Genomic DNA, 18,499 nt, shown 5'->3' on the forward strand with positions numbered 1-18,499 from the left:
CGCGCCGGCTCCCCTCTTCCCGGGCCAACCCGGGCTGTCCGTGGGCTGTTCCTGGGCTGTTCCCGGTCCGCGCCGGGCCGTTCTCGTGCCGTACCCGGCCGTCCTGCCCGCTCATGGCCGGCCCCGGGGTTCCCTCGGCAGGCCGAGCGCGCGCTCGGCGATGATCGTGCGCTGGATCTCGTCCGAGCCGCCGTAGATCGTGTCGGCCCGGCTGAAGAGGAACAGGTGCTGGGCGGCGTCCAGTTCGTAGGGCAGCGCGGCCGACCGGTCCGCCGGACCCGCCGCCGCGGCGGCCCCCCGTACCTGGACCGCCAGTTCACCGAGCCGCCGGTGCCAGCCGCCCCACAGCAGCTTCGCCACACTCGGCGCCCCCTCGCCCCCGGAGTCGCCGGTCCTCCCAGGGCTTCCCGGGCCCTCGGAACCGCCCAGGGTGCGCAGGGCGTTCCATCGCATCGTGCGCAGCTCGGCCCACGAGCGCACGAGCCGGTCGCGTACGACGGGATCCCCGGCCGCTCCCGTCGCGACGGCCGTCCGCAGCACGCGTCCCAACTCCTCGGCGAATCCGATCTGCTGGGCCAGCGTGGAGACCCCGCGCTCGAAACCGAGCAGGCTCATGGCGACCCGCCAGCCGTTCCCCTCGCCGCCGACCACGTGACCGGCCCGGGCCACCGCCCCGTCGAAGAACACCTCGTTGAACTCGCTGGTGCCGGTCAGCTGGCGGATCGGACGGACCTCGACGCGGCCGGGCTGGTCCATGGGGACGAGGAGGAAGGACAGGCCGTGGTGGCGGGTGGACCCCGGATCCGTGCGGGCGAGCACGAAGCACCAGTCGGCCTCGTGGGCGAGCGAGGTCCAGATCTTCTGCCCCGTGATCCGGTACTCCCCCGCGTCCGCCGCCCGTGCGGCGGTGGTCCGGATGCCCGCCAGGTCGGAGCCCGCGCCGGGTTCGCTGTACCCCTGGCACCACAGCTCCCGGCCCTCGGCGATCGGCGGCAGGAAGCGGCGCTTCTGCTCCGGTGTCCCGTGCGCGATGAGCGTGGGCGCCAGCAGGTTCTCCCCGATGTGCCCGGAGCGGGCCGGCGCCCCGGAGCGGGCGTACTCCTCGGCCCACACGACCTGACGGGGCAGGTCCGCACACCGGTTGCCGTACCCGTCCTCCTGCCAGCCGAGTCCGATCCAGCCGCCCTTGCCGAGTTCCCGCTCCCAGTCGCGGCGCCCGGGGGTGCCGGTCAGACGCTCCTCCAGCCAGGCCCGCGCCTCGCGCCGGAAGGCCTCGTCCTGCGGGCCGAATGCGAAATCCACGCGCTCTCCTCCCACCGCGCCCGGGGGCACGATTACCCGTTGGGGCGCGCCTTGTCCGCCGCCGCCCGCGCCATCGCCTCCAGTTGTTCCAGCAGCGGCATCGGATCGACGCCGACGGTCCCGGGCAGGAAGTCGGCGATCCTCTCCGGGGTCCAGGCGCCCTCGGCGTACCCGGCGCGCAGTTCACGCGGCTGGGCCCATACGGCGATCTTGGGTCCGGCGATCGTGTAGACCTGCCCGGTGATGCGTTCCGCGCGGGCGCGGTCCGACAGCAGGTAGACCACGAGCGCGGCCACGTCCTCCGGTTCGCCGATCTCCTTCAGCTCCATGGGCACGTTCGCCGACATGCGGGTACGGGCGACGGGCGCGACCGCGTTCGCGGTGACCCCGTACTTGTGCAGTCCGAGGGCCGCGCTGCGCACCAGCGAGATGATCCCGCCCTTCGCCGCGCTGTAGTTGGCCTGTGCCACCGAGCCCTGGTGGTTGCCGCTGGTGAAGCCGATCAGCGTGCCCGAGCCCTGCTTGCGCATCACCGCCGAGGCGGCCCGGAAGAGCGTGAACGTGCCCTTGAGATGGGTGGCGACGACCGGGTCCCACTCCTGCTCGGACATGTTGAAGAGCATCCGCTCGCGCAGGATGCCGGCCACGCACACCACACCGTCGATCCGCCCGTACGAGGCGAGCGCGGTGTCGACGACCCGCTGCCCGCCCGCCATCGTCGAGATGTCGTCGGCCACCGCGACCGCTTCCCCGCCGGCCGCCTCGATCTCCTTGACGACGGTGTCGGCGACCGAACTCGTGGGCTCGCCGCCCTCGACGGACACGCCGTAGTCGTTCACGACGACGCGTGCGCCCTCGGCGGCCGCGGCGAGGGCGACCGCCCGGCCTATCCCCCGGCCCGCGCCCGTGACGGCGACGGCCTTGCCCGCAAGGAAGTTCCCCATGCCCGGCCCCTTCCCGCAGTTTCTGACGGTCCGTTAGATTCAACTCGGATTCTACGACCCGTCAGATACCTGGAGACAAGCCCCGGGGAGGACTCATGTCGCGGCCGACGCTTCATCCGGAGTTCCACGAGATCGCGAAGCGCGTCAACAACTGGGGGCGCTGGGGGGCCGACGACGAGATCGGGACACTGAACCTCGTCACCGACGAGGTGGTGCGGGAGGCCGCCGCGACCGTACGGACCGGGCACCGCGTGCCGCTCGCCCTGCCGCTCCAGCAGGACGGCGTGCAGACCGGGATGATCCCCGGGCGGGTCAATCCGCTGCACGCGATGGTGCAGATCAACCAGGAGATCTTCGGCCCCGGCACGGTGGCGTGCAGCGACGACGCCGTGACCATGGGCCTCCAGGCGGCCACCCACTGGGACGCGCTGCCCCATGTCTCGCACTCCGGCAGGCTCTACAACGGACGCCCCGCCTCCACCGTCACCCCGCACGGCGGCGCCGAGTTCGGCGGGATCGACAAGCCGCGGCACATCGTCTCGCGGGGCGTCCTGCTCGACGTGGCACGGGCGCGCGGCGAACACCGGCTGGCCGGCGGGCACGCCGTCACCCCCGAAGACCTGGAGGCCGCGGAGGAGTTGGCGGGCACACGGGTGAGGGCGGGCGACATCGTGCTCGTGAGGACCGGACAGATCCAGGTGTATCTGGCGGGCGACAAGCACGGGTACGGGTATCCGTCGCCGGGCCTGTCGGTGCGCACTCCCGAGTGGTTCCACGCGCGCGATGTCGCGGCGGTCGCCAACGACACCCTGACGTTCGAGATCTTCCCGCCCGAGATCGAGGACCTGTGGCTACCCGTGCACGCACTCGATCTGGTCGAAATGGGGATGATTCAGGGCCAGAACTGGAATCTAGAAGAGTTGTCCACAGCCTGTGGACAAGAAGACCGCTACGCCTTCCTGCTGTCGGCGATGCCGGAACCCTTCGTCGGCGGCACCGGCACACCGGTGGCACCCGTGGCCGTACTCTGACGACCCGTCCGCCCCGAGAGGTGACTCCAGGGGTCCGTCCGGCAAGGGGACCGGCCCAGGGCTTCTCCCTCCGAGGGCCGGTCCAGAGCCTGTTCGTCCAAGGGCCGGGTGGCGGCGCGCCTCCCCCACTCTCGACTGCGCCCGGCCGGAAGGTCCCCACCTCTCCCCGGGCACGGCATCGCGCGCCGCCATCCGCCTCCGGCGTTCCCGCCCTGCCTCCCCTGGCCGTGGGGAAGCCGACGCCGAATCACGACCCGCACTCGCCGAGGGTCCCCGTCACCGGAACCCTCGTCGTCCCCTCGCGGCGAATCGCTGAACACAAGCGTGATCAAACGGACACGCCACGTCAACACCCGATCGGGGATTTGCGGTAATCCACCCTATTTGAGACCACGCGTACGGAAGCACGACCCGGCGCATTCGGCCACAACCGCGGCCGTGTACAGCGCTTTCGTGCATACATGCACAAAGCGCGAGATGTGCGCGAAGGGGAGGAACCGCCAGGACGCCCTCGGCCGCACGGCACGGCAGCGCACCGCCCGGCGCGGCACCCACGAGGAAGCGGGCCGGGCGGGCAGGCCGGACAGGCCCTAGACCGCCTCGTACGCGTAGCCGCCATAGGCGCCGTACGGGGAGTCCTGCGCGGCGCCCGAGGCGCAACGGTCCAGCTCGCACCAGATGCGCTTGCCGGCACCCTCGGGATTCCAGCCCCAGCGGTCCGCGAGGCCGTCGACCAGTTCCAGGCCGCGGCCGTTGGTCTCGTCACCGTCCGCGTGCCGGGGCATCGGCGGCCGGGCGCTGGAGTCGGCCACTTCGAGGCGCACGGTGGCGTCCCCGGCACCGCCCGGCAGACACAGGCGCAGCACGGCCGGACACCCGGTGTGCACGACCGCGTTCGTGACGAGCTCGGAGACGAGCAGGATCAGCGTCTCGGCGAGTGGTTCATCGGCGTCTATCCCGGACCCCGCAAGCCTCGAACGGGCCCACCGCCGGGCTCGCCCCACCTCTGCGGGGTCGGGCCGGATCTCCAGCTGCACTTGAAGCACCTGCACCGCTCACACCATCCGAACCGGCGGACACATCGCCTCGCGCCTCACAAGGGCCACGATCGTAGCCATTTTCTGCATGGCCAGAACAAGGATCACGGAACGTGATTCCCTTGCGAGACAGCATGGTTGACGTACAGTCACCCCAACAAGCGCTTCGGGCATATTCCAGCGCGAAGGAGTACGCGTGCGGCATACTGTGCGACGCTCGCAATGGGGAGTCGAACAGGCAGGTACGGGGGTCCGTCCCGCCTTGCGAACGGCGCGCATCGCCGGGTCCGGCGCGGCCTCGGGGGCAACACCGGGATGGCTCAGCCTCAGAACCACTCGCATCCCACACAAGGTACCGGAGCCCGGCGCCGACTCCAGGCCGTGACAAGTCACGCCTAGGACACAACCCGGTCTCAACGCTCCGTGATCCCGTTCTGCCACGATCCGCGACATCCGCCCCCGTTCCTCCCGCGGCGCCCCGGCGCGGGGGCCCTTCACGCCGTCCCGGCCACCAGATCGTCCGCCGACTCCTCCTCACTCCGCGTGGTCCCACCGGCGCGGTGCGTCCGCGTCCACGCTCTCTTCAGGTGCAGGTGGATGTCGGACTCCCAGGTGAAGCCCATGCCGCCGTGCACCTGGAGGCAGTCGCGGGCACCGCGCACGGCGGCCTCGTCGGCGAGCAGGCGGGCCGCCGCGATGTCCACCGGGTCGGCGGTGACGGAGGCGGCGTAGACGGCCGCGCGGGCCACCTCGACCCGCGCGAGCATGCCCGCGCACAGATGCTGCACCGCCTGGAAGGCACCGATCGGCTGCCCGAACTGTTCGCGCGTCCGGGCGTGTTGCACGGCGCTCTCGCAGGTTCGGGCGGCACTGCCGAGCTGTTCGGCGGCGGTGAACAGCGACACGAGGAGCCCGTCCGGCGTCCGGACCGCCCGGAACGCGCCCCCGCCGGGCGGCCGTCCGTCGGTCGCGGGCAGCCGGTGCAGGGGGGTCAGCGGGTCCACCGGGGCCAGCGGCTGGGCTCCGGTGACGTCGCCCCGGACGACGTCGGCCTCCTCCAGCCATTCCACGAGTCCCCCGTCGGCGGACGTCACGACCACGTCCCCGGCGGCGGCCCCGGCCACGGTGCCCGCGGCGAGGTGCGTGGCGATCAGCGGGCCCGGCAGCAGGACCCGCCCCGCCTCCTCGAAGGCCAGCACGGCCTCCGGGAGGCCCTGGCCCACGCCGCCCCCGGCCTCGGGCAGGCGAAGCGCGAAGAACCCCGCCGCGCCCAGCTCGCGCCACAGCTCCCGGTCGAGAACCCGAGCGCCCTCCCGGCGCCTCCCGTCCGCCCCCTCTCTCCCGCCTGCCGTGCCCTTCCCGTCCGCCCTCTCCGGGGCCTCCGCCCCGCGCCTGCCGTCCGCCCGGTCCACGGCCGCGCGCAACGCCTCCCGTCCGAACCGGCCCTCGAACAGGTCGCGTACGCCCTGCTTCAAGGCCCGTTGGTCGTCGGTGAGCCGGAAGTCCATCTCTCGGACTCACCTCCCCTTGGGAAGGCCGAGGATCCGCTCGGCCACGATGTTCCGCTGGATCTGCGACGTGCCGGCCGCGATGGTGTACGACAGCGACGAGAGCCGGTCCAGGGTCCACTCACGTCCCAGGTCCAGGGCCTCGGGACCGAGAACCTCCGCGGCGGCGTCGTACAGCTCCTGGCGGGCGTGCGAGTACCTCAGCTTGAAGACCGAACCGCCGGCACCGGGCACGCCCCCGGCGCTCTGCGCCTCGCTGACGTTCCACTGGGTGAGCCGCCACAATGCGCGGAACTCGGCGTTCAGCCTGCCGAGACGGCGGCGCAGTACGGCGTCGTCCCAGCGGCCGTTCTTCCGTGCCTCGCGCGCGACCTCGGACAGGACGCGTCGGCAGGCGACCACCTCGCCCACGAAGGCGGTGCCCCGCTCGTAGGAGAGCGTCACCATGGTCACGCGCCAGCCGTCGTTCTCGGCGCCCACCCGGTTGGCGACCGGGACCCGCACCTCGTCGAGGAAGACCTCCGCGAACTCGGTGGAGCCCGCGAGCGTGCGCAGCGGCCGGACGGTGATCCCGGGCGCGTCCATGGGCATGGCGAGCCAGGTGATGCCCCGGTGCTTGCGGGCGGCGGGGTCCGTGCGCACCAGCAGCTCGCACCAGTCGGCGACCTCGGCGTGCGAGGTCCAGATCTTGGACCCGCTCACCACGTAGTCGTCGCCGTCGCGCCACGCGCGCGTGCGCAGCGCCGCGAGGTCCGAGCCCGCGTCCGGCTCGCTGAAGCCCTGGCACCAGACCTCCTCGCCGCGCAGCACGGGCGGCAGCCAGCGCGCCCGCTGCCCGGCGCTCCCCTCGGAGGCGATGGTCGGCCCCGCGTGCAGCAGCCCGACGAAGTTGGCTCCTACGTAGGGGGCGCCCGCCTTCTCCGTCTCCTCCAGGTAGATGAGGTGCTGCGTCGGCGTGGCGCCCCGGCCGCCGGCGTCGACGGGCCAGTGCAGCCCCGCGTACCCGGCGTCGTACAGCATCCGCTGCCAGCCGAGGTCGTACGCCCGTCGCGCGGGCCAGTCGTGCGGGGACGGTTTCGGCGGCAGCGCCGGCAGGACCCCGGCGAGCCACGTCCGCAGCCGCGCGCGGAACTCCTCCTCCTCGGGGGTGTACGCGAGGTCCACTACAGGTCCAGCTCCAGCATGCGGATGGCGTTGCCGCGCATCAGCTTGTGGATCGTCTCGTCGTCGAGGCCCTTCACATGGTCGAGGGCGACCTCCTTGGTGTGCGGGAAGGTCGAGTCGACGTGCGGGTAGTCGGTCTCGAAGGTGGCGTTGTCGCGGCCCACCACGTCCAGGGACGCCACCCCGTGCTTGTCGCGGAAGAAGCAGCAGAAGATCTGCCGGTAGTAGTACGTGGACGGGGGCTCCGGGATCAGATCCCTGACCCCGCCCCAGGCGCGGTGCTCCGACCAGACGTCGTCGGCGCGCTCCAGGGCGTACGGGATCCAGCCCATCTGGCCTTCGGAGTAGGCGAGTTTGAGGCGCGGGAACTTGACGAGGACGCCGCTGAACAGGAAGTCCATCATGGAGGCCATCGCGTTGTTGAAGGACAGCGAGGCCTGGACGGCGGGGGGCGCGTCGGGGGACGCGGCCGGCATCTGGGAGGACGAGCCGATGTGCATGTTCACGACCGTCCCGGTCTCCTGGCAGACCGCGAAGAACGGGTCCCAGTAGCCGGAGTGGATGGAGGGCAGCCCCAGATAGGTGGGGATCTCGGAGAAGGTGACGGCCTTGACGCCCCGGGCGGCGTTGCGGCGGATCTCGGCGACCGCGAGGCCGACGTCCCACAGGGGGATCAGGCACAGCGGGATCAGCCGGCCGCCGCTGTCGCCGCACCACTCCTCGACCATCCAGTCGTTGTACGCCCGCACGCAGGCCAGGGCGACTTCCTTGTCGTGGGCCTCGGCGAAGGTCTGGCCGCAGAAGCGCGGGAAGGTGGGGAAGCAGAGGCTGGCCTCGACGTGGTTGAGGTCCATGTCCTTGAGCCGCTCGGCGGGGTCCCAGCAGCCGCGCCGCATCTCCGCGCGGGTGATGCCCTCCAGCGTCATCTCGTCGCGGTCGAAGCCGACGGCGGCGATGTTGCGCTTGTACGGGAACTTGAGGTCCTCGTAGATCCACCAGTCGGTCGGCGGACCGTCCGGGTCCATCGTGATCTGGTACTTGCCCCCGACGTAGGCGAGTTCACCGATTCCGGCGGTCAGCGGCCTCGGCCCCCGGTCGTGGTACTTCCGCGGCAGCCAGGTCTCGAAGAGGTGCGCGGGCTCGATCACATGGTCGTCGACGCTGATGATGCGGGGCAGTTCGGTCATGGTCCCCTCCGCCTGGCGTACGTTTCTGATGACCCGTCAGATTCAACTCCACAAGCAGGCTAGCCCCGCGCCTATGGACCGACAAGGCGCCGAGCCCTACGCTCTGCGCACAATCTGACCAACCGTCAGTTCTGTCGTCAGTTCTGTCCGTCATTTCTGTCAGTCGGCTCTGTTCGCCGGCTCTGTTCGCCGAAGTGACCGACCACAGGGGGTCGCAGTGAACGACATCGCACACGCCCTGAGTTCCGCGCGCACGCTGTGGGAACTGGTCGAGCGCCGCGCCGACCTCACCCCCGACCGGCCCGTCCTGCTCCAGGGCGACCGTTCCCTGAGCTTCGGCGAGCTGCGCGACCGCGCCGAGCGGGTGGCGGCGGGCCTCCACGACAAGGGCGTACGGCCGGGCACGGTGGTCGCCTGGCAGCTTCCCACCCGGATCGAGACCGCCCTGCTGTCCTTCGCGCTGGCCCGCGTCGGCGCCGTGCAGTCGCCGGTGATCCCCTTCTACCGCGACCGCGAGGTCGGCTTCGCGCTGCGGGAGTCGAAGGCCGAGTACGTCGCCGTACCGGGCCGGTGGCGCGGCTTCGACCACACCGCGATGGCACACCGGCTGGACGCGAAGAACGTCTTCGAGGCGTACGACGAGCTGCCCGACGGCGATCCCGCCGTCCTGCCCGGCCCGCCCCCGGACGGCACCTCCGTCCGCTGGATCTACTGGACCTCGGGCACCACCTCCGACCCCAAGGGTGTGCTGCACACCGACCGTTCGCTGATCGCGGGCGGCTCCTGCCTCGCCCACGCGCTGCGGCTGTCCGCGAGCGACGTCGGCTCGATGGCCTTCCCGTACGCGCACATCGCCGGGCCCGACTACACGGTGATGCTGCTGCTGTACGGCTTCCCGGCCGTGATGTTCGAGCACTTCGCGCTGCCCGCCGCCCTGGAGGAGTACCGCAGGCACGGCGTGACCGTGGCGGGCGGGTCGACCGCGTTCTACTCGATGTTCCTGGCCGAACAGCGCAAGCAGCCCGGGGAGCCGGTCATTCCCACGCTGCGGCTGCTCGCAGGCGGCGGGGCCCCGAAGCCGCCCGAGGTCTACCACTCCGTCGTCCGGGAGATGGGCGTACAGCTCACCCACGGATACGGGATGACCGAGGTCCCGATGATCACGATGGGCGCGCCGGACGACATGGCCAAGAACCTGGCCACCACGGAGGGCAGGCCCCCGCAGGGCATGGAGATACGGATCGTGGACGCGGCGGGCGCCGCCCGGCCGTGCGGTGTCGATGGTGACGTGCGGCTCAGGGGGGAGGCCGTCTGCCAGGGATATCTGGACCCGGAACAGACCGCGGAGGCGTTCGACGCGGACGGGTTCCTGATCACCGGGGACGTGGGGCATCTGACCGGGAGCGGTCACCTCGTCCTGACCGGCCGGGTGAAGGACATCATCATCCGCAAGGGCGAGAACATCTCCGCGAAGGAGATCGAGGACCTGCTGCACCGGCACCCGGCGGTCGGCGACGCCGCCGTGATCGGACTGCCCGACGCCGAACGCGGGGAACGCGTGTGCGCGGTGGTGGAACAGCCGCCGGGTGCCCCGGAGCTGACGCTGGCCGCGGTGACGTCGTACCTGCGCGGGGAAGGGCTGTCCGTGCACAAGCTGCCGGAGCAGCTGGAGGTCGTGGACGCCCTTCCGCGCAACGAGACGCTACGGAAGGTGCTCAAGTACCGGCTCAGGGAGCGTTTCTCGGGGTGAGACCCGCCCGCCGGCCCGCTCCGGCTATTCCGGGACGGTGAAGTAGCGGGCGAAGCCGCTCACGATCTCCGTCTCGCCGATCCGTCCGTCGGTGTCCGCGTCCAGGGCGGCGGCCACGGTGGCGGCGATGCCGTCGCCCACTCCCAGGGCCCTGAGGACGCGCGTGGCCTCCTCGACCGTGGCCGCGCCGTCCCCGTCGGTGTCCGCCACGGCGAGGGCCGCGTGCAGGAAGGGCCGGGCGATCTCGGCGAACCGTTCGGGGTTGTCGCGCAGCCGCTTGACGGCGCCGCTCACGAACTCCTCGCGCGTGATCCGCTGGTCGCCGTCCCGGTCCGCTATCCCGGCCATGCCCTGCCAGAACGCCTCGGCCCCGATGTAGAGGGCCTGGCCCTTGTCCGACCGGGCCGGCGTGCCGAACTCGGCGAGGACGGCCTTGGTCGCGGCGTTGAAGTCCTCCCGGTCGATGTAGCCGTTGCCGTCCTGGTCGAAGCCGGCGAACCGGGCGGCGATCCTGCGCTCGTACTCGGAACTGACCATGGTGTGTCGGACCGCCTCACTTCTCAGCCGGCCTCGGCCGGACTGCGGTTCATCTGGGACGGAGCGTACGACGCCCGAACCGTCCGGGGTGCCGGAAAGCGACGGTTGTACCAAGACCGCAAGAATTCCGGGACAACGGCGTGCTGGTGTGCCGCGCGGTGATCAGGTGCTGTCGCTCCGGGCGAGGGGCCATGAGCGGAGGGAGAGGGAAAGGGAGGCGGGCGGGCCGTGTCCGGGCCGTCAGGCCGACAGCGGGCGGGACTCCTCGTCCGTGGCGGCGTCGACGTCGGGGTACACGTCGAAGAGCCGGCGCACGCCGAGGGCCCCGAGGACGCGGTTCACGTGGGAGCCGTCGACCGCGCCCTGCGCGGGCAGGATCAGCCGCAGACGCCCCCGGCAGGAGCGCATGAGACGGCGGGCGGCGATCAGGACGCCGACGCCGCTGGAGTCGCAGAACACGACCTCGGACAGGTCCAGGACGACGCTGTGCCGGCCCGCCGCCACCACGTCGTGGACGTTCTGGCGCAGCGCCGGCGACGTCACGAGGTCGAGCTCGCCCGACACCCGCAGCACGGCCCACTCGCTCTCGTGGCGGCGCGGAACGTCCGAACCGCCCGCATTCCCTCTCCCCGTGCCGTCCGCGCCGCTCTCGCCGTCGGTCACGTCGGGCACGTCGGTCACGTGCGTCACCTTGAGCGTCACCGCCACGCCTCTCGCTCGCCTCGCCCAGCAGAAACGGAAGCACTCCGTACGCTTCCTTCCAGCGCGGCTGCCCCGCCGTAGTTCCATGAAACACGGATCCCGCCAGGAAGAAACGCCTGTCTACGGTCGAAAATGCTCCACGAGGGTTCTCTTTCGGTCGCATATGGCCAGTTGTGATCAGGTGCGAGGGTGGAACGGGCGCGCTTCTACCATCCACGGCCCGCCGAGGGGCGCACATTGACGCAAAGGGGCGTGCGCTGTCGGACGTGCCGACTACATTCAAGACAGCGGGTGCGCACAGGCTGGACAGCGACAGGGGACACGGCCGGTACACCGGCCGGACGCAGGGACGGGCGCAGGGCACGACCAGGGGTGAGGGGGCCGTATGGCGACGCAGGACGCACCGCCCCGCTGGGACCGCAGGATGCAACAGCGGCTCTCGCGCGGGGAGGCCGCCGCGCTCGGCGAGCTCTACGACCGGTTCGCCTCGCTCGTGCACGGTCTCGCCCATCGCGTGCTCGGGGACGAGCGGGCCGCCGACGGGATCACCCGCGAGGTCTTCACCCAGGTCTGGGAGAACCCCGACGCCTACGACCCCAAACAGGGCCCGCTGCGTTCCTGGGTCGCCACCCTGACCCATCGGCTGGCCGTGCAGCGCCTGCGCGCCACCGAGACCGCCGCGCTCGCCCGGAGCGGCGACGGCACCGCCGAGGAGCTGGAGCGCAAGGTACGCAGCGCGTCCGTCGCCGCCCGCGCGGACTACATCGTCACGTCCATGCCCACCCCGCTGCGGACCGCTCTGGAACTGGCGTACTTCCAGCGCCGCGACTACCGCCAGGCGGCCGCCGATCTCGGCGTCACCGAGGACGAGGCCCGCCGCCGGCTGCGCCTCGGCCTCCAGTTGCTGTCCACCGCCCACGACGCCGGACCCGCCGCCGCACCGCCGGAACCCGGGGGTGCGGTGTGAGCGGGGAACCTGGCCGGTTCGCGTCGTTCGACGACGAGGAGGGACGCGCGGACGGGCACGAGGACGTGCACGGGAACACGGACGAGAACGAGAACGGACACAGCGGCATGCACGAGGACGGGCACGAGGACGCCGACGGCGCCGGACGGCGGCCGGGCGGACCGCCGCGCATCCCGCCGCCGCGCGCCTCCGTGGAGGACACCGGGCTGCCGCTGCCCGAACCGGCCGCCACCCCCGGCCCGGCGCCGCTGCTCCTCGAACACCGGGTCCTGAAGTCGCTGCTGGGCGCGTGGGCGCTGGCCGCCTGCTCGGCGGACGAGACGAGTGCCGTCGAGGACCACCTCGGGGACTGCGGCTCGTGCGCCGACGAGGCGCTGCGGCTGCGCGAGGCGGTCGGGCTGCTGCATCCGCCGGAGAGCCTCGACCTGGACCCGACGCTGCGCACCCGTGTCCTGACGAGTTGCCTGGACCGGCGCCCGCCGCGCATACCGGTACCCGAGTGGGCCGCTCCGTACGACGCGGAGACCGCCCGTCTCGACGCCCTGCTCCAGGACATCGGCGGCTCCGAATGGCACGCGCCCGTGCGGCTGCGCTGGTTCGAGGGCGACGGCCCCGTGAGCCGGCGCACGACCGTCGCCGGGGTCATCGCCCATCTGCTGAGCGTCGACGGACTGGTCGCCGTAGCGCTGGGTCTGGACGACCCGCTCGGCGGGTCCGACGCGAAGCGGCCGTCACCGCAGGAGCGCACCGAGGCGTACTGGCGCTCCTCGCGCGTCCCGCCCACCTCGTCCGTGCGCGGACCCTGGCGGGAGCAGAGCCACGGCATCGTGCGGACCGTGTCGTTCGTGGAGGAGGGCGCCCCGGCCGCGGGCGGGGTCGCCGGCGGGGAGGCCTCCGGGCGGCTCACCGTGCCGTACGGCGGTTTCGAGCTGCCCCTCAGCGACTCGATGCTGGACCGGGCCTTCGAGTGCTGGGTGCACGCGGGGGACATCGCCGACGCGGTGGACTACCCGTACGAACCGCCCGCTCCCCGGCATCTGCACCGGATGATCGACCTGGCCGCGCGGATGCTGCCCGTCTCGCTCGCCGAGCGGCGCCGGGCCGGGCTGTCGGCCCGGTCGGCCCGCCATCTCGTCGCGGCGGGTGCTCCGGGGCGCAGCCTGCGCCTGGAGATCGAGGGCTCCGGGGGCGGCGAGTGGCTCATCCCGCTCGACTCGCCCGGCGCCGTCGGCTCCGCCGATCACGAGGTGGCCCACGTCGCGCTGGACGGGGTGGAGTTCTGCCGCCTGGCCGCGGGGCATGTGTCGCCGGAGGAGGCGGCCGCGGGACAGGACGGCGACCGCGACGTCATCTGGGACGTACTGTCCGCGGCGGCATCACTGAGCCGCATGTGACCCGACCGCCAGGCGGTCAGGCGGTCAGGCGGTCAGGCGGTCAGGCGGTCAGGCGGTCAGGCGGTCAGGCGAAAACGACCGTCCGGCGCCCGTTGAGCAGGATGCGGCGCTCCGCGTGCCACTTCACGGCGCGGGCGAGCGCCTGGCACTCCACGTCACGGCCGATGGCGACCAGCTGGTCGGGGGTGACCTCGTGGCCGACCCGCTCGACCTCCTGCTCGATGATCGGGCCCTCGTCGAGGTCGGCGGTGACGTAGTGCGCCGTCGCGCCGATGAGCTTGACCCCCCGGGCGTGCGCCTGGTGGTACGGCTTGGCGCCCTTGAAGCTCGGCAGGAAGGAGTGATGGATGTTGATGATGCGGCCGCTGAGCTGCTTGCACAGGTCGTCCGAGAGGACCTGCATGTAGCGGGCGAGGACGACCAGCTCGACGCCCTTCTCGCGCACCAGCTCCAGCAGCTGCGCCTCGGCCTCGGCCTTCGTGTCCTTCGTCACCGCGATGTGGTGGAAGGGAACGTCGTACGACCCCACCAGCTCCGCGAAGTCGGTGTGGTTGGAGACCACCGCGGCGATGTCGACGGGCAGCGCGCCGATCCGCGCGCGGAAGAGCAGGTCGTTCAGGCAGTGACCGAACCTGCTGACCATGAGGACGACCCGCATCCGGTCCTCGGCCCGGTGGATCTGCCACTCCATGTGGAAGGCGTCGCCGATCGCTGTGAAACTCGCACGCAGTTTCTCCACGGTCACCGGCGACTCCGCCGAGAAGTGGACGCGCATGAAGAACAGACCCGTGTCGTGGTCGCCGAACTGCTGGCTGTCCTCGATGTTGCAGCCGGTCATGAACAAGTAGCTCGACACGGCGTGCACGATGCCCTGCTTGTCGGGGCAGGACAGCGTCAGGACGTACTGCTCGGCGGGCACGGTCTCGCGGACGGACGGCTCATTCATGCCGAACAGCGTTTCATACCGGGCGCCCGCACAGGAGTGCCGTTCCGCCACGCGGACGCCGCCCAGGGCATGGCACGGCCGCCGGGCCGGCCGGCCCGGCGGCTCAGGCGGACCGCGTCAGGATCCGCAGGACCTCAAGGGTGCGCGGAGGCGTGTCCGGGTCCTCTCCGTCGCTCGACGCCAGGCGTACGTGCGCGGCACGCGCGGCCTGGAGGGCGTCCGGCCACGCCTGGTGGTCGAGATAGGCGGAGACCGGCGCGTCGGGTCCGACCTGGTGCATGATCCGCAGGACCCGCAGGACGGCACTGTCCACGAGGGCCGCCTCCTGGGAGTCCCGGAAGATCGTGCCGACGTATTTCTCGGCCGACCAGTTGTCCAGCCAGGTGTCCTCGACCAGGCGGTACACGGCGTCGGTGACGTCGCCGTATCCGTCGACGCCGGCGAGCCAGACGTCTCTCTGGAAGGCGGGGTCGGAAAGCATGTGCAGCGCGGAGCGCACATTGCTGCGCCAGCGCCACCACGGCATGTCGTTCAGTGGCATGCCGCCCATGGTGGATGAGCGACGGCCACGGCGGGAAGAGTTCTCCGAGTCTTGCACGGTCACCGATCGTACGTTCCCTGTGAAAAACAGTTCATCGCCCCCTGCAATTCACCTCTGCGTCACCTGGTGTCGACCGCGGGTCACACAACGGTTCTCGGTGTGGGGGAATCGTGCATGCCCATGACCGGTAGGCGACGTACTCGCACCACCTCCCCCACTCCGCCCCGGCCCCGCAAGGCCAAGCTGCTGTACGCGAGCGCGCTGGTCGCGTGCGCGTCGGTCGCCGTCGGATGCGGGGTCATCCCTGGTGCCACGGGGGGCTCCGGGGATGGCCCCGTCAAGGTGATGACCTGGGCCCCCGAGAAGACCAACGCGACGAACAAGCCCGGAATGCCGGCGCTGGCGAAGGCCTACGCGCGCTGGGTCAACGCCCACGGCGGCATCAACGGACGTCGGCTGGAGGTCCTCACCTGCAACGACCACAACGACTCGGTCTCCGCGGCGCACTGCGCCGAGCGGGCCGCCGACGAGGACGTCGTCGCGGTCGTGGGCTCCTACAGCCAGCACAGCCGGGCGTTCCTCGCCCCGCTGGAGAGTGCGGGCATCCCCTACATCGGCGGCTTCGGCGTCACCGACGACGAGTTCACCAGCCCCATCTCCTACCCCGTCAACGGCGGACAGGGCGTCCTCCTGGCGGGCCTGGGCAAGCAGCTCGGCAAGAACTGCGGCCCCGTCTCCCTCATACGCCCGGACACCATCGCCGGTGACGAGCTGCCCGTGCTGCTCAACGCCGGCCTGAAGGCCCTGGGCCACCCGCAGGCCGCGGACCAGCGGGCGGCCGACGACGCCACCGAGTACTCCCGGCCGACCCGGCTCGCGCTCGAACACGCGACCTCCGACCCGACCCGGCAGGGCTGTGTGGTCCCCGCGCTCGGTGACCGCACGAACACCTTCATGGACTCCTTCAGGCGCGATGCCGAGGACTACCGGAAGGTGCACACCGGTACGGTCATCGGCAACATCGACCAGTCGCTGATCGACGCCACCGGCGGCAAGTCGGGCCCCTACGAGGGGTCGTACGTCACCGGCTGGTACCCCACCGCCGACGACGCGCGCTGGAACCCGATGCGCGCGGTGATCAAGGAGCAGGCCTTCGGCGACAACCGGATCGATCCCGGCGACGCCGGGGTGCAGACCACCTGGATCGCCTACACCGTGCTGAAGAAGTCCATCGAGGCCCTCGGCGCGGGCGAGGTCTCGCCGCTCACCCTCCGGCGCGAGCTCGACAACGGCCTCAAGGTGGACACGGGCGGGGTCACGCCGACCCTCAGCTGGCGCTTCGACACGGAGACCGCGGCCGCAGACTTCCCGCGCCTGGTCAACGCCGACGTCACCTTCCAGGTCATTCGCGGCGGTCAGCTCACCGCGCAGGGAAGCAAGTTCGTCAACATGGCGAAGACCCTGGCCACAGCGGAGCAGTAGCCGCCCCGGCCGGAAGCGGGACCCCGCGCACGACGAAGCCCGGTCTCCTCGCCGTTCGGCGAGGAGACCGGGCTTCGTCGTGCCAGGTCAGAGCTGGGAGCGGGTCCGCTGCGTCAGGCCGTACTCGGACGCGATGGAGTTCCACAGCCGCGCGGCCTTCTCCTTCTGGGCGGAGGCCGTGCCGCTGGCCCGGTCGCCCGCCTGGGTCTGCCCGGTGGTACGCGCGTTGCCCTTGCGGCAGCCCTTCTTGTCGTTGGCGACCTGGTCGGCCCAGGCCGCGTAGTGACTGTCGGCCGAGGCGGAGGCCTTCCAGCCGCTGTTGAGGGCGGCGGTCAGCTCGTCGTGGTTCGGCAGCTTGTCGACCGTGAGGCCGGAGAGCCGGGTGACCAGTTCCCCGCGCTGCTTGGCCGCGTTCCGCAGATCAGTGGCCGCCTGGCCGAGGTTGTCGCACGCCTTCACGTTCGCCACGGCGTTGATCACCGAGCCACGGCTGCTGGTGCTGTCCGCGAGGAGCTTGTCCAGTTCGACGGCCTGCGCCTTCACCGCGTCACCGGCGGGAGCCGACGAACCCGCCGTCGCGGGCGCGGTCGCGGCCACCGTCTTGCCGGTGTCGTCCTTGCCGTCGTCGCTGCCGCCGCCTCCGCTGAGCAGGGCGCCGGCGCCGACACCGAGCACGATGATGCCGATGCCGACGGCCGCGATCACCGGGACGCGCGAGCCGCTGCGGCCACCGCCGCCGCCGCTTCCGCCTCCGTCACCGGCGGCGGAGCCGCCACGCCGCCCGCCCGCCCGGCCGCCGGGGGCGCCCGGCGCCGGCTGGGCTCCGTACATGTCACCCGCGCCGTACGGGGCCTGTGGGGCGCCCGCGTCGATACGGGGCAGCATCTGCGTCGACCCGGCCACCTCCGGCTCGCTGCGGAAGAGACTGTCGAACTCCGCCGGGGGCTGCCGCTCCTCGGGCGCGCCGGAGGGCATCCCGAAGGACCCTGACGGCTGCGCGGGCACGGGCGGGATGTACTGCGTGGCGTCGGCGTCCGAACCGGCGCCGCCCTGCGCCGACTGCCCCAGGTACTGCGGCGCACCGGTGTGGATCTCCGGCGGCAGAGCGCCCGGCCCCACCGGCGGGATGAACTGGGTGGCGCCCTCGTCCGGCGCGGCGGCGACCGGCGGGATGAACTGCGTCGCCCCCTCGTCGCCACCCGGGGCGGCCGGTATGTACGGAATGTACTGAGTGGCGCCGTCCTCGCCGCCGGCCGGGAGCTGAGCCCCGGGGCCGGCGTGCCCGCCCTGCTGCTCCTGGGCCCCGTAGGAGCCGTAGCCGTCGTATCCGGCGGCGGCGTGCGAGCCGTGCGCCCCCGGCGCATAGCCGCCCTGGGCGCCGTAGCCCGAGGACGTCGCGCTCTCGGGCGGCAGCGGTGCGGGGCCGGATCCCGGCGCGCCGAAGCCCTGCGCCTGCTGTGGGCCGTGCGGGTCCGCCGCCGGCCAGCCCTGGGAGTCGGAGGGCGCGGAGGCACCCCACGACGGAGCGGCGTTCGCGGGCGCACCCCAGCCGTCGGCGGACTGCGGAGCCGGGGCGGCCGACTGGCCGGGGCCCCACTGCCCACCCCAGGCCGGGCCACTGGCCGGGGTCACACGGTCGCCCGTCGTGCCCGGCAGCATCGGCTCGCTACCGTCGGAGGGCAGCACGATGCCTTCGCGCGCGGGCCGCGCCGAGGGCTCCTCGCCCTGTCCACTCTGCGTCACCGGGACTCCTACGAATGGGGGACCTTCGGAATCATCGGCTCACGCTACCGGGTCCCCACAACCCGGTGCTACGCAGCACCTGCGGTGACCGCGGCGCAGTGTGACACGGGTAACGAAACCGCCCCCGAATGCGCTGTATCTCACTCCTCTCCCTCACGGGGCCCTCGTTTTCCCGGCGTTCACTCCCGTACGGGCCATATGTTCATGAGCGCGCGGCCGGAGGACGTGGAAGCGAAATGATCACACCCCGTACCGGCGGCCGCC

At 72.0% G+C, this 18,499-nt stretch carries 17 protein-coding genes; 6 read left to right on the forward strand and 11 right to left on the reverse strand.

The window, feature by feature from the left end:
* Positions 1-111: 111 nt before the first annotated feature.
* Both OG485_RS19980 and OG485_RS19985 read right to left on the reverse strand, forming a co-directional pair.
* Positions 112-1,302 (reverse strand): acyl-CoA dehydrogenase family protein, encoded by a 1,191-nt coding sequence (locus OG485_RS19980; RefSeq protein WP_328669690.1) that lies wholly within the window; start codon positions 1,300-1,302, stop codon positions 112-114.
* 32 nt (positions 1,303-1,334) lie between these two features.
* Positions 1,335-2,246 carry an SDR family oxidoreductase gene (locus OG485_RS19985; RefSeq protein WP_328669691.1) on the reverse strand — a complete coding sequence of 304 codons (912 nt, stop codon included), beginning with the start codon at positions 2,244-2,246 and terminating at the stop codon, positions 1,335-1,337.
* A 95-nt stretch (positions 2,247-2,341) separates the two neighbouring features.
* Between OG485_RS19985 and OG485_RS19990 the strand changes: the two genes are divergently transcribed.
* Together OG485_RS19990 and OG485_RS19995 are read left to right on the forward strand one after the other, a co-directional pair.
* The gene (locus OG485_RS19990; protein WP_328669692.1) at positions 2,342-3,277 is read left to right on the forward strand and encodes a cyclase family protein; all 936 of its coding nucleotides are present in this window, start codon (positions 2,342-2,344) and stop codon (positions 3,275-3,277) included.
* 453 nt (positions 3,278-3,730) lie between these two features.
* Positions 3,731-3,871 carry a hypothetical protein gene (locus tag OG485_RS19995; protein WP_328669693.1) on the forward strand — a complete coding sequence of 47 codons (141 nt, stop codon included), beginning with the start codon at positions 3,731-3,733 and terminating at the stop codon, positions 3,869-3,871.
* On the opposite strand, the gene OG485_RS20000 is transcribed toward OG485_RS19995, so the two are convergent.
* The 4 genes from OG485_RS20000 to OG485_RS20015 form a co-directional block, all read right to left on the reverse strand.
* Entirely contained in the window at positions 3,868-4,329 is a 462-nt protein-coding gene (locus OG485_RS20000) for an ATP-binding protein (RefSeq protein ID WP_328669694.1), read from the reverse strand. The genes OG485_RS19995 and OG485_RS20000 overlap by 4 nt on opposite strands.
* 479 nt (positions 4,330-4,808) lie before the next feature.
* Entirely contained in the window at positions 4,809-5,822 is a 1,014-nt protein-coding gene (locus tag OG485_RS20005) for an acyl-CoA dehydrogenase (protein WP_328669695.1), read from the reverse strand.
* 9 nt (positions 5,823-5,831) lie between these two features.
* Positions 5,832-6,986 (reverse strand): acyl-CoA dehydrogenase, encoded by a 1,155-nt coding sequence (locus OG485_RS20010; RefSeq protein WP_328669696.1) that lies wholly within the window; start codon positions 6,984-6,986, stop codon positions 5,832-5,834.
* On the reverse strand, positions 6,986-8,173 hold the full coding sequence (locus OG485_RS20015; protein WP_328669697.1) for an amidohydrolase family protein: 1,188 nt from the start codon (positions 8,171-8,173) through the stop codon (positions 6,986-6,988). Before OG485_RS20015 ends, OG485_RS20010 begins: the two co-directional genes overlap by 1 nt.
* Before the next feature lie 217 nt (positions 8,174-8,390).
* Between OG485_RS20015 and OG485_RS20020 the strand changes: the two genes are divergently transcribed.
* Entirely contained in the window at positions 8,391-9,923 is a 1,533-nt protein-coding gene (locus tag OG485_RS20020) for a class I adenylate-forming enzyme family protein (RefSeq protein WP_328669698.1), read from the forward strand.
* A 24-nt stretch (positions 9,924-9,947) separates the two neighbouring features.
* Here the strand turns inward: OG485_RS20020 and OG485_RS20025 are convergent, their stop codons facing one another.
* On the reverse strand, positions 9,948-10,460 hold the full coding sequence (locus OG485_RS20025) for an EF-hand domain-containing protein (RefSeq protein ID WP_328669699.1): 513 nt from the start codon (positions 10,458-10,460) through the stop codon (positions 9,948-9,950).
* Between the two features lie 240 nt (positions 10,461-10,700).
* Positions 10,701-11,033, reverse strand: a complete 333-nt coding sequence (locus OG485_RS20030) for an STAS domain-containing protein (RefSeq protein WP_326790909.1) — start codon at positions 11,031-11,033, stop codon at positions 10,701-10,703.
* Positions 11,034-11,547: 514 nt separating this feature from the next.
* Here OG485_RS20030 and OG485_RS20035 point away from each other — a divergent pair.
* Positions 11,548-12,129: a sigma-70 family RNA polymerase sigma factor gene (locus OG485_RS20035; RefSeq protein ID WP_328669700.1), complete on the forward strand. Its 582-nt coding sequence runs from the start codon at positions 11,548-11,550 to the stop codon at positions 12,127-12,129.
* A 107-nt stretch (positions 12,130-12,236) separates the two neighbouring features.
* Positions 12,237-13,523 (forward strand): maleylpyruvate isomerase N-terminal domain-containing protein, encoded by a 1,287-nt coding sequence (locus OG485_RS20040; RefSeq protein WP_328674568.1) that lies wholly within the window; start codon positions 12,237-12,239, stop codon positions 13,521-13,523.
* Between the two features lie 64 nt (positions 13,524-13,587).
* Here OG485_RS20040 and purU read toward each other — a convergent pair whose 3' ends face one another.
* On the reverse strand, positions 13,588-14,469 hold the full coding sequence (gene purU, locus OG485_RS20045; protein WP_328669701.1) for a formyltetrahydrofolate deformylase: 882 nt from the start codon (positions 14,467-14,469) through the stop codon (positions 13,588-13,590).
* Between the two features lie 103 nt (positions 14,470-14,572).
* Positions 14,573-15,073, reverse strand: coding sequence for an SCO4402 family protein (locus tag OG485_RS20050; protein WP_328451308.1), 501 nt, complete (start codon positions 15,071-15,073; stop codon positions 14,573-14,575).
* 117 nt (positions 15,074-15,190) lie between these two features.
* On the opposite strand from OG485_RS20050, the gene OG485_RS20055 reads away from it, so the two are divergent.
* Positions 15,191-16,492 carry an ABC transporter substrate-binding protein gene (locus OG485_RS20055; protein WP_328669702.1) on the forward strand — a complete coding sequence of 434 codons (1,302 nt, stop codon included), beginning with the start codon at positions 15,191-15,193 and terminating at the stop codon, positions 16,490-16,492.
* An 87-nt stretch (positions 16,493-16,579) separates the two neighbouring features.
* Here OG485_RS20055 and OG485_RS20060 read toward each other — a convergent pair whose 3' ends face one another.
* The gene (locus OG485_RS20060; protein ID WP_328669703.1) at positions 16,580-18,235 is read right to left on the reverse strand and encodes a hypothetical protein; all 1,656 of its coding nucleotides are present in this window, start codon (positions 18,233-18,235) and stop codon (positions 16,580-16,582) included.
* Positions 18,236-18,499 lie beyond the last annotated feature (264 nt).

This window comes from Streptomyces sp. NBC_00328 (genome assembly GCF_036139655.1).
GTDB lineage: Bacteria > Actinomycetota > Actinomycetes > Streptomycetales > Streptomycetaceae > Streptomyces.